8 protein-coding genes are annotated in these 11,071 nt (G+C 74.2%); 1 reads left to right on the top strand and 7 read right to left on the bottom strand.

The window, feature by feature from the left end; translation table 11 throughout:
• The first annotated feature begins 161 nt into the window (after window positions 1–161).
• A complete protein-coding gene (locus tag ACFVNO_RS16235; protein WP_378893320.1) occupies window positions 162–1,004 on the top strand; it encodes a glycosyltransferase in 843 nt (280 codons plus the stop codon).
• On the opposite strand, the gene ACFVNO_RS16230 is transcribed toward ACFVNO_RS16235, so the two are convergent.
• The 7 genes from ACFVNO_RS16230 to ACFVNO_RS16200 form a co-directional block, all read right to left on the bottom strand.
• Window positions 982–1,866, bottom strand: coding sequence for an aminoglycoside phosphotransferase family protein (locus ACFVNO_RS16230; protein ID WP_378893317.1), 885 nt, complete (start codon window positions 1,864–1,866; stop codon window positions 982–984). The genes ACFVNO_RS16235 and ACFVNO_RS16230 overlap by 23 nt on opposite strands.
• 115 nt (window positions 1,867–1,981) lie before the next feature.
• Window positions 1,982–2,614 carry a histidine phosphatase family protein gene (locus ACFVNO_RS16225; RefSeq protein WP_378893406.1) on the bottom strand — a complete coding sequence of 211 codons (633 nt, stop codon included), beginning with the start codon at window positions 2,612–2,614 and terminating at the stop codon, window positions 1,982–1,984.
• Window positions 2,614–3,720 carry an ABC transporter ATP-binding protein gene (locus tag ACFVNO_RS16220; RefSeq protein WP_378893314.1) on the bottom strand — a complete coding sequence of 369 codons (1,107 nt, stop codon included), beginning with the start codon at window positions 3,718–3,720 and terminating at the stop codon, window positions 2,614–2,616. Before ACFVNO_RS16220 ends, ACFVNO_RS16225 begins: the two co-directional genes overlap by 1 nt.
• Before the next feature lie 38 nt (window positions 3,721–3,758).
• Window positions 3,759–5,537: an ABC transporter permease gene (locus tag ACFVNO_RS16215; protein WP_378893311.1), complete on the bottom strand. Its 1,779-nt coding sequence runs from the start codon at window positions 5,535–5,537 to the stop codon at window positions 3,759–3,761.
• A 32-nt stretch (window positions 5,538–5,569) separates the two neighbouring features.
• Window positions 5,570–6,736, bottom strand: a complete 1,167-nt coding sequence (locus tag ACFVNO_RS16210; RefSeq protein WP_378893308.1) for an ABC transporter substrate-binding protein — start codon at window positions 6,734–6,736, stop codon at window positions 5,570–5,572.
• Window positions 6,737–6,820: 84 nt separating this feature from the next.
• The gene (locus ACFVNO_RS16205) at window positions 6,821–7,648 is read right to left on the bottom strand and encodes a MurR/RpiR family transcriptional regulator (protein ID WP_355266759.1); all 828 of its coding nucleotides are present in this window, start codon (window positions 7,646–7,648) and stop codon (window positions 6,821–6,823) included.
• A gap of 428 nt (window positions 7,649–8,076) precedes the next feature.
• Window positions 8,077–10,911 carry a BTAD domain-containing putative transcriptional regulator gene (locus ACFVNO_RS16200; protein WP_378893305.1) on the bottom strand — a complete coding sequence of 945 codons (2,835 nt, stop codon included), beginning with the start codon at window positions 10,909–10,911 and terminating at the stop codon, window positions 8,077–8,079.
• Window positions 10,912–11,071 lie beyond the last annotated feature (160 nt).

The raw sequence follows: 11,071 nt of genomic DNA, 5'->3' as shown, positions 1-11,071 counted from the left end.
CGCCGCCCCCCCCTGTTTTTTCACGCAGTTATCGGGGGGGCTGTGCGTTTTGTTTTTCTCCGCCGGCCCGTGGGTGGGGTCTTTGGGCCCGGGCCCGGGGCGGCCGCCCGGGTCCGGGACGAGGCGGGCACAGCCGTCGCAGGACCGAGGAGAGGAAATCCGTGACCGACGTCGATATCCCGAGAAGGAGGCGCGGGAGGGCGGCCCGGGCGGTGGCGTCCGCGCCGACGGTGTCCCTGGTCATCCCGGCGTTCAACGAGGAGGCCACCATCGAGCGGTGCCTGCTCGCCGTGCTGGCGCAGACACGGGCCCCCTGGGAGGTCATCGTGGTCGACAACCGCTCGACCGACGGCACGGCGGAGACCGTCCGGCGCCTGGCCCGGGCCCACCCCGAGGCGGGGATCAGGCTCCTACGGCAGTTCGACGCCCAGGGGCTGGTCCCCACCCGCAACGCCGGGTTCGCCGCGGCGACCGGCGACGTCCTCGGGCGTATCGACGCCGACTCCGTGCTCGCCCCGGACTGGGTCGAGAACGTCTCCCGGGCCATGGAGGACCCGGCCGTCGGGGCCGTCACCGGGCCGGTCACCTACTACGACGTGCCCCGGTTCGGGTCCCTGCCGGTGTCCGACGACCTCGTGCGGCGCACGCTCTGGCACCTGGGGAGGCGGCGCTGCCCGTTCCTCTACGGCAGCAACATGGCGATCCGCGCCACGGCGTGGAAGTCGATCGAGCACGCGGCCTGCCCCGACCACGAGGACGTGCTGCACGAGGACATCGACCTGGCCGTGCACCTCAAGCAGACCGGTATCCGCGTCGCCTACGCCCCCCGGATGCGGGCGGGGGTCTCCGCCCGCCGGCTGGACTCCTCCCCGGCGTCCTTCCGCGCGTACACCCACCGCTTCGTCGCCACCTACGAGAGCCACGGTATCGACCACTGGACCCTCCGCGCCCCGCGCCACCTCCTCCAGGGGCTGTTCTGGGCTACCCGGCGAGGGCGGCGGTGATCTGGCGGGTGGTCTGCGCGGCGACGCGCGCGTCGGTGGCGGCGTAGGCGGTGTAGGCGTTCAGGCCGGTGGCCAGGGCCCAGCCGCGGCCGCGCAGCCAGGTGGCCCCGTCCACGCCCAGCGCCGCCCGGAAGTCGGCCCGGCGGTCGGCCGACATCAGCGTGAAGGCGACCATCAGGTCGCGGGACGGGTCGCCGGCGCCGAACCCGCCGAAGTCGATGACCGCGCTCAGGCGGCCGCCGACGGTCAGCAGGTTGCCGGTGTGGAAGTCGCCGTGGAACCACACCGGGGGCCGCCGCCAGTCCGGCGCGGCCAGCGCCGCCTCCCACACCTCCGTCATCGCCGCCGCGTCGAACACGTCGGCGGTCGCGGCGATGGCGGCTCGGGTCTCGCGGTCCCGGTCGGCCAGCGGCTCGCCGGCGAGCCCGCCGCGGGCGCTAGCGGCCGGGACCGCGTCGGGGGCGAACCGCTGTAGGGCGGTGAGGAATCCGGCGAGCCCGACGGCGGCGTCGGAGGAGTCCGCCAGCGCCCCGACGGTCGCGGGCTCGCCGTCCAGCCAGCGGGTCACCGCCCACGGCCACGGGTAGCCGAAGCCGGGAGATCCCACCGCCACCGGCTCGGGCACGGCCAGCGGCAGGTGCGGGGCGAGCCGGGGCAGCCACTCGGCCTCCTTGCGGGCCTGCCCGACGGCCCCGGCGTGCCGGGGCAGCCGGACGGACAGCTCCCCGCCCAGCCGGTGGATCACGTGGTCCGAACCGCCGGGCTCCACCCTGGTCAGGGGCAGGTCCGCCCACCGCGGGAACTGCGCGTCGACCAGGCGTCGGACGAGGTCGTGGTCGATGGCGGGGCGGACGGTTCCCACAGGCGCGCTCCTGCGTTCGGTCCGCCCGGGGCGGGCGGCGGTGTACACGGCAGGTCCCCATCCCAGCGCCTCGGCGCCCGTCCGTCCAAGGGTTTTCCCGGGCCCCGGGGCGGAGTCAGTCCGGCGGGTCCAGCGGGGACAGGGCCGGGGCGTAGTTGAACAGCCGCAGCCTGGCCGCCCCCGGCTCGGTGAGGGAGGCCGCCCCGGGGTCGACGTCCACGATGCTGAGGCTGGCCGGATGGCTCGGCACCGTGCGGGCCGGGTCGAGCCCGACGGCGGCCGTGAGCAGGGCCCGGGCCGGCCCGCCGTGGGTGACCGCCATGAACAGCTCGTGTCCCCGGGCCGCGGCGTCGCGTACGGCGGCGTCGATCCCCGCGACCACCCGCTCGGTGAGCGTGCCGAAGCTCTCGGCCCCGGGCGGGTGGTAGCGGCCCGCGCGCCACGCGGCGTACACGCCGCCGCCCTCCTCCTTGATCTCCGCCGAGTACCGCCCCTCCCAGCCGGCCAGGTACGCCTCGTTCAGCCGCGGGTCGCACGCGTCCGGGCGGACGCCCAGCACCTCGGCGGTCTCGCGCGTGCGGCGCAGCCCCGAGGTGACGACGTACCCCGGCGCCAGGTACCCGACCATCTCCGCCAGCGCGGCGACCTGCCGCCGCCCGGTGGCGGACAGCCCGATGTCCTGCTGCCCCTGGAGGCGCCGTTCCTCGTTCCACTCGGTCTCGCCGTGGCGGACCAGGACCAGCCGCATCACAGGGCGGCCCCGGCCGCCGGGCGCCCGTCCGCGGCGTCGAAGTACGCGTCCGCCCTCTCGGGCAGGCGCACCCCGAGCCGGTCGCCGGGCCGCAGGTCCACCGGGGCGTCCCGGGAGAGGTGCAGCCGGGTCCCGTCGTCGAGGTCCGCGCCCAGCACCCACCGGTCGGCCATCGGCACCTGGTCGGCGAACGTCGCCGGCAGGCACCCGGGCCCCGGCTCGGCGGCCGGCGCGAGCGAGCCCGCGCGGTACATGGCCTGCACGGCCCCGCCCGTGACGCCGTCGGGGGCGGGGCCGCAGTCGACGCCGTACGCCCGCAGCCGCCCGTCCTCCACCCGGCATCCGATGATGTTGGCCGGGGGAGTGCCCACGAACGTCGCGGCGAACGGCGTGCGCGGCGCCTCCAGCAGCTCCCGCGGCGTGCCGAACTGCTCGACGCGGCCGTCCCTCATGAGCGCGATGTGCGTGGCCATGGTCATCGCCTCCACCTGGTCGTGGGTGACGTAGACGCTCGTCGCGCCGGTGGAGCGGTGGATGCGCATCAGCTCCCCGCGGGTCTCGACCCGCAGCCGCGCGTCGAGGTTGGACAGCGGCTCGTCGAAGAGCAGGACCCGGGGTTGCGGCGCGATCATGCGGGCGATCGCGACCCTCTGCTGCTGCCCGCCGCTGATCTCCCCCGGGTAGCGGTCGGCGAGGTCGGTGATCGCCAGCATCGACAGCACCCGCTCGGCGCGGGCCCGCCGGTCGGCCCGCGGCCACTTGGCCACGACCAGCGGCCATTCGACGTTCTGCCGCACCGTCTTGTGCGGCCACAGCGCGTACGACTGGAAGACCAGCCCGGCCTCGCGCTCGCCGGGGGCCACGGCCGGGCCGCCGCCCCGGGCGATGACGCGGTCGCCGAACCGGATCTCGCCCCCGGTGGGGTCCTCCAGCCCCGCGAGCATCCGCAGGGTCGTCGTCTTCCCGCACCCGGAGGGGCCGAGCAGGACGAGGAAGGAGCCCGCGGGGACGTCGATCGAGATGCCGTCGACGGCCGCGGTGCCGCCGAAGTCCTTGCGCAGGTCGGTGATGGTCAGGGAGGCAGCGGGTGCTCCGGTTCTCATGCCGGTCCTTTCCGCCCGTCGGTGGTCCGTCGTGGAGGTCATGGGTTCGGGTTCCAGGGTTGGGCGGCGCCTTCGAGGCGCCGGGCGAGGACGGTCGCCCCGACCGAGATCACCGCGATGACGACGGTGACCGCGTTGGCGAGCTGGGTGAAGTTCTCCGAGGAGTACTGGTAGGTCAGGACGGCCAGGACCGGCATCGCCGGGGTCGCCAGCAGCACGACCAGGGACAGGTCGCGCACCATCTGGACGAACACCAGCACCCCGCCGGTGAACAGGCCGCGGGCGGTCAGCGGCGCGATGACGGCGCCGATCCGGCGGAACAGGCCGGCCCCGGCCATCACCGCCGCCTCCTCCACGTCCCGGGACACCTGGCTCAGCGCCGAGGTGCCCGACCGCACCGCGAAGGGGATCGTCGCGGCGATCCCGGCCAGCACCAGGATCGCGAAGGTCCCGTACAGGCTCGGGAACGGCCCGATGGGCGCCCCGAACTGCGCGATGAACGCCGCCCCGAGCGCGATGCCGGGGATGAGGAACGGCACGAAGGAGACGACTCCCAGGGTCGCGGGCAGCCATCCGGTGCCGCCGGAACGGGTGACGGCGTAGGAGACGAGCAGCCCCAGGACGCCGGCGCCGACCGCCACGCACACCCCCAGGAGCACCGTGTTCCAGGTCGCCTGGAGGATCTGCGGGTTGCCGAGGATCCCCGGCAGCCCCTGCGCGAACGCCGGGTCGGAGTCACCGATCCAGTAGTGGAGGGTGAACCCGGAGGCGAAGTCGTTGGTGCGCCGGGTCAGGGAGCTCAGCACGAGCACCGCGCCGGGGACGACGGTGGTGCACACGACCACCAGCCAGGCGAGCGCGGCCGTCGGCCGGGTCCACGGACCGAGGTCGACGCTGCGGCGGCGGCCGCCCTTGCCGGTGATCGTCGCGAAGCTCCGCCGGCCCCCGGTGAGGCGGGTCGAGGCGTACATGATCATCGCGGCCACGAGGATGAGCACGATCGACAGCACGTAGCCGCGCACGACGTCGCCGGTGGAGATCGCCCCGTACAGCCGGGTCGAGAGCGTGTGGAACCGGACCGGCAGCCCCAGGAGCGCCGGGGTGACGAAGTTGGAGACCCCCTCGGCGAAGGCCAGCAGCGCGCCGGACACCATCGCCGGGGCCACGACGGGCAGGGCGATGTCGCGGGCCACGCGCAGGGTGGAGGCCCCCGTCAGCTCGGCGGCCTCCATCAGGTCCCCGTTGACGCTCGCCAGGGCGGCGGCGATGAGCATGAACGACAGGGAGAAGTAGTGGGCCGTCAGGGTCGCCGCGACCGGCACGGGCCCCCAGGCCAGCCAGTCCGGGACGGCGACCCCGAGGTTCGTCAGGATGCCGGCGGAGCCGCCGATCAGGTCGTTGCGGAACACCGACTCCCAGGCCAGCGCCAGGGCGAAGCTCGGCAGCGCGAACGGGATCGTCGCCAGCAGTCCGAGGACGCCCCGCCCGGGGATGCGGGTCGTCACGACCACCCAGGCGAGGAATCCGCCGATCACCGTGGAGCCGACGGCGGTGGCCGCGCCCACGAGGATCGAGTTGCCCATCGGCCGCCACAGGAGGTTCTCCGACATCGGGCTGGCGAAGACGTCGGCCCACGCCCCGCGCCCGTCCTGGGTGAGGGTCGTGTTGACCAGCCCGGCGAGCGGCGCCACCACGAGGACGGCCAGGACGAGCAGTGTGCAGGCCCCCAGCACCGCGGTGGGCCGGGTGAGGGCGGTCCGGGCGCGGGCCGCCGTGCGGCCGGCCGCGGTGCGCCGGGGGGAGGGTGCCGTCGGCATGGCGTCCTTTCGTCGCTGCGCTGGCGGGGGGCTCACAGGGTGAGCAGGAAGTCGGCCACGCCGTCGCGGATCCGGGCGGTCTCCTCCGGGACGATGTCCCAGGCGCCCAGCTCCTCCAGGGGGGCCGCGTCCGCGGGCTCGGCCATGTCGGTGCGCACGGGGTAGTCGCCGGGGACGTAGAACGGCTCGTAGGCGGGGCCGCCGGTCTCGGAGCCGTCGCCCATGAGGAAGTCCGCGACCAGCCGCGCGGCGGCCGGGTTCCGGGCGCCGTTCACCATGCCGATGTAGGCGGGGAAGGTGATGCCCGGCGACGGGACGGTGCCCAGGGACGCCTGGAGGGCCCAGCCCTCCTCCTCGTTGTCCCGGCGGTCGGAGTACGAGGTGATGCCGACCGGCGGGTCGTCCTGGCCGGTGGCGCCCACCGCCTGGTTGACGTTGTCGGTGTCGTCGACCAGGACCAGCCCGTTGGCGTACAGGTCCTTGATGAACTGCTGCCCGGCGTTCTCGATGCCCTCGTCGAGGACGACCTCGGTCCCGAAGTGCTCCCGGTGCGCCTGCGCCATCTCGTCGGACCGCCGGACGATCTCCGCCATGAGGTCCAGGTAGTCGCCGCGAACGGAGGGGTCGACCATGACGACCCGGCCGTTCCACTCCTCCTCGGTGAGCTGCCACAGGTTCTCGACCGGGCTGCCGTCGGGGTGGGCCTCCTCGTTGTACATGAGGATCTTGGTCGAGAGCCGGTTGGCCAGCAGCGGCTCCCGGTACTCCCGGGGGACGCTCTCCGCCAGGCGCGGCGGGACGTAGTTCCGCAGGATGCCGCCCGCGACGAGCTCGGTGACGACCACCGGCGCGTCGGAGATGTAGGCGACGTCCGCGGACGGGGCCCCGGCCTGCGACTCCGACCGCAGCCGGGTGATCTGCTCGGAGGAGGCGATGTCGTGGCCGATCAGGTCGATCCCGGGGTACTGCGCCTCGAACGCCTCCTCGACGGAGGCGATGCGGGAGGTGAAGGAGTAGACGGTGACCGACCCCTCCTCCGTGGCCAGTTCCACGAGCTCCTCGTGGGTGGCGTCGTCGAGTTCGTGGGGTTCGGCGGCCGCGTCGGCGGCGGGGGCCTGGGGGGTGCCGCCGCCGCAGGCGGTGAGGGCCGCGGCGAGGGAGAGGGCGACGGGGGCGGAGAGCATTCCTGACAAGCGCATGACGGTTCCTCGGTGTCGGTGGGCGCGCTGGTGGAGGGGTGGGGGACGGCGCTGCCGCCGTGCCGGGGCTTTCGGACCGTGCGGTCAGTCGAAGTCCGCGAGCAGGCCGTCCAGGCGGTCGAGTGCGGGCAGGACGGCGTCCGGGTGCCGCCGGGCGATGGTGAGCACGATGGCGTTCGCGATCAGCATCGGGACGCTGAGGGAGGAGAAGCCCTCCTGGTGCCCGCGCGGGGCGGACAGCACGGTGGTCGGGGCGGGGTCGAGGGTGTGCAGGGTGTCCGTGACGAGCACGGAGGGGGCGCCGACGGCGGCCGCGTGGGCGTACAGGTCGGTGAGGTTGCGCGGGGCGCGGCGGAAGGCGAAGGAGACGACGGCGTCGGACTCCGACATCGCCAGGAGGCGTTCGGCGACCTCGCGGCCGGGCCCGGTGAGGTTGACCGACCGCATCCCGAACCGGCGCAGGCGGCCGTCGAGGAGTTCGGCCAGGACGGCCGCGTTGCCCCGGGCGAAGAGGTAGACCGTCCGGGCTCCGGCCAGGAGGTCGGCGACGCCGTCGATCTGCGACTGGTCCACGTGCCTGACGACCGCGGACAGCGATTCCAGCTCCGTGGCCAGGAGCGTGTCCAGGACGAGCCCCGGCTCGCGGAGCTCCTCCCGGAAGCGGTCCCCGGCCCCGTTGAGGCGGTCCTCGCGGTCCTTGCGCAGGTCGTCCCGCAGCTCCGGGTACCCCTGGTAGCCCAGTCGCTGCGCCAGGCGGGTGGCGGCGGCCGCGTGGACCCCGGCGCGCCGGGCGACGTCGCCGCCGCGCCAGAACGGAGCCTCCGCCGGGTGGGCGAGGATCTCGTCGAGGAGCACGCGGTCGGACCTGGTCAGTCGGTCGCGGTACTCGTTCACACGCTCGGGGAAGGTCATGGCCGTCACGCTACAGCAACTTTAATTGCAGAGATAGGAATCTCTGCAACTTTACTTGCGTTTCATCGGTCCGTCACCCTTCGGACGGGCGCGCTTCCCCTGGTCAACGCCCTGCGGCGGGCGCGGTCGGGCCCTGTCGCAGGAGCTTGTACAGGCCGGCTTCGGCGGGGCCGTGGGGGGTGGCGGTCAGGCCGTGGGGCGCGGGCGTACGAGGGCCCGGCCCGGTGGCCTCCCGCGTCGGCGGGGGCACCCGTCGGCGCGGGACCGCGGCCCGACGGCCTGTTCGGACACAGGGGGCGGGGCGCGGGTCCGGCGGACGGGCGGCGCCCGGACGGAGGACGCCGCGGGGCCGGGAGGCGCCTCGTCCCGGGCCGGGGCGATCGCGGTGGCCGCACCCTCCCGCGCCCGCCCGGCGCGTCACCGAGGGGTCAGGACGAGGCGCGGAGCCTCTCCTCGGTCTCCCGCACCTGTTCCGTCCGGTGCTGGGTGCGGTAGAGGTCCAGGGCCCGCAGCCAGGCACCGCGGGCGGCCTCCGTCTCGCCGAGGGCGTGGTGGGCCTCGGCGATACCGCTGAGCGTGTTCGCCTCCTCGAAGGCGTCCTTCAGGGCCCGGTGCACCTGAAGTGCCTGTCGGTAGTGTTCGACCGCCTCCGTGTGGCGGCCCGAGCGGGTGGAGATGTAGCCCAGGCTGTCCAGGGAGGCGGCCTCACCCACCCTGTAGCCCAGTGCGCGCGCGGCCTCCAGCGCTTCGAGGCAGCATTCGCGTGCCCGCTCGTACCGGCCGAACCGCGCGAGGAACCAGCCCAGGTTGTTGAGCGCTCCGGACACCCACATCGACTGTCCGGCGCTCCGGTACAGCTCCAGGGACCGCTCCGCGGCTTCGACGCCCTTCTCGTCGCCGGTGAGGATCGCCATCAGCACGAAGGTCTGGAGCGTGTGCGCCTGGTTGAGCAGGTCCCCGGTCTCCTCGAAACCCTTGAGAGAGCTGGTGAGGTGGTCCAGAGCCTCCTCGCCGGGACGCCCGGCCAGAAGAAGGGCGGAGGCCAGGCCCCGGTGCGCCATCGCCCGCATCGTCAGGGCGTCCGGACCGGTGAGCCCGGCCGTGGAGTCGAGCCCGACGCGGCGGAGTTCGATGAAGTCCTCGACCCGTCCGCGGCGACGGACGTAGGAGTTGCAGTCCCAGCACAGCCGCCAGACCTGTCGGTTCAGGCCCAGGTCCGAGGCGAGCCGGACCACGGCCGGAAGCCAGGACCATTCGGTGGTGAACCACTCCAGCGCCTCGGTGTCGTTCGCCATACCGGGGGCGAGCGGGTGCCCGTCGGACGGTCCCCCGGCCAGGGACGAGGGGACTTCGTGCGGGTTCAGGGCGCTGTTGGCGAGGGTGGTGGTGTGGACGTAGAAGTCGACCAGGGAGCGCAGGGCCTCGCGGCGCTCCTCCTCCGGAAGGTCCCCCTCGGCCCGCTCCCTGCCGTACAGGCGGACCAGGTCGTGCAGTTCGTAGCGGCCCGGTACCGGCTGTTGGACGAGGTGGGCCGACTCCAGGGTGCGCAGCAGGGTCCTGGTGCGGGCCGGGCCGTGTCCGGCCAGGGCCGCGACGGCGGTCAGTCCGATGTTCTGGCCCGGGAGCAGGCTCAGCAGGTCGAGCAGGCGTGCCGCCGCGCCGGGCAGCGCCCGGTGGGAGGCTTCCAGGACACCGCGCAGGGAGGTCCCCAGGTCGCCGGTGTCCAGGGCGTCCAGCCGGGTCTCGGCCTCCCGCAGTTCGGAGGCGAGTTCGGCGAGCGGGAGGTGCGGGCTCCCCGCGGCGCGGGCGGCGGCGACCACCAGGGCCAGGGGGAACCTGTCGCAGCCGGTGATGATGGACTCCAACGCTTCGGGTTCGGCCGCCACACGGTGCTCCCCGATCCGGGCGGCGAGCAGTCGGCGTGCTTCGGCCGGGGTGAGCGGGCCCAGACCGACGGAGCGGGCCCCCTCGGTGGCGACCAGGCCGCTGAGCCGGTCGCGGCTGGTGACCAGGACGACGCACGAGGGGGAGCCGGGGATCAGGGGGCGCACCTGCCCTGCGTCGCGTGCGTTGTCCAGCAGGATCAGCATCCGCTTGCCCGCCAGGAGGCTGCGGTACAGGCCGATCTTGGCCTCGGTGCTGGTCGGGATGGCCTTGTTGTCCACGCCCAGGGCGATGAGGAAGTCGTGGATCGCGGATTCCGGCTGTGTCGCGGAGGTACTCGGGGAGAAGCCGTGCAGGTTCACGTAGAGCTGGCCGTCGGGGAACCGGTCGAGGTTGTCGTGCGCCCACCGCAGGGCCAGCGAGGTCTTGCCGATGCCGCCGATGCCGGAGACCACGGTGACGGGGGCCGCCTCGGCTTCCGGAGCGGTGTCGAGCGCGGCGAGTTCCCTGCCGCGTCCCGCCAGCAGCGGCGGCGGCGCGGGGAGCTGGCTCGGCAGGGGGACGGGAGGGGGCTCCACCGCAGAGGACGAACGGACCGCGGAGAGGGCCGTCGCCGGGGACGGGGCGTCCAGTGCCGGGTCGGTGTTGAGGATCTTCAGGTGGAGGTCCCGGAGTTCGGCCCCGGGGTCGGCGCCCAGTCCGTCGGACAGCGCGCCGCGGATGCGGTCGTAGTGCTCCAGCGCCTGGGCGGCCCGTCCCTCCCGGTACAGCGCGAGCATGAGCTGGCCGATCAGCCGTTCGTCGAGCGGGTGCGCCCGGGCCAGGGAGAGCAGGTCGCCGAGGCGTTCGGCCTGCCTGCCCTGGCGCAGCAGCAGCTCGTTGCGGTCCAGTTCCGCCCGCAGGCGCTCCAATCGCAGGCTCTCCCGGAACTCGTTGACCCAGGGGCCGTCCAGGGTGCCGAAGGCGTCGGCCCGCCACAGGGCGAGCGCCTCCTCCAGGAGGGGCAGGGAGGCGTGCTCGGTCGGGGCGTCCCGCGCCCGGGCGGCGAGTCGGCGGAAGCGGTACAGGTCGACGGTGTCGAGGGCGTCCCGGCTCAGGGAGAGGACGTAGCCGCCCGGGCGGCGGCCGACCGCCGCGTCGTCCCCGGCCGCGGACAGGGCGGTGCGCAGCCGGGAGACGTAGCTGTAGAGCGAGGACCGCGCCCCGTCGGGCGGCACGTGCCCCCAGACCCGGTCGATGAGCCGGTCCACCGGGACCGTGCGGTTGACGTCGGCCAGCAGTCCGACGAACACGGACTGCCGCCGCCCGTGCCCCAGGTCGACGGCGCGCCCGTCGATCCGCGTCTGGATGTCGCCGAGTACGGAGATCTCGACCGTCAACGCCACTCCCGGGCTGGAGAGAAAGGGGACGCCTGCGGGTCCGGTACGCGGGAGCACAGCGATACCTGGGGTCCCAGGAGTTTACTCTCCGAAGACCGTTCCGGAAGCCGTGTTCCCGGCCGCCCCGGCCGGGCTTTCCGGAGGGGGACCGCCGAACGCC

This window comes from Nocardiopsis sp. NPDC057823 (assembly GCF_042797335.1).
In the GTDB taxonomy this organism is placed as follows: Bacteria; Actinomycetota; Actinomycetes; order Streptosporangiales; family Streptosporangiaceae; genus Nocardiopsis; species Nocardiopsis changdeensis.
This window is presented reverse-complemented; position numbering and strand designations above follow the sequence as displayed.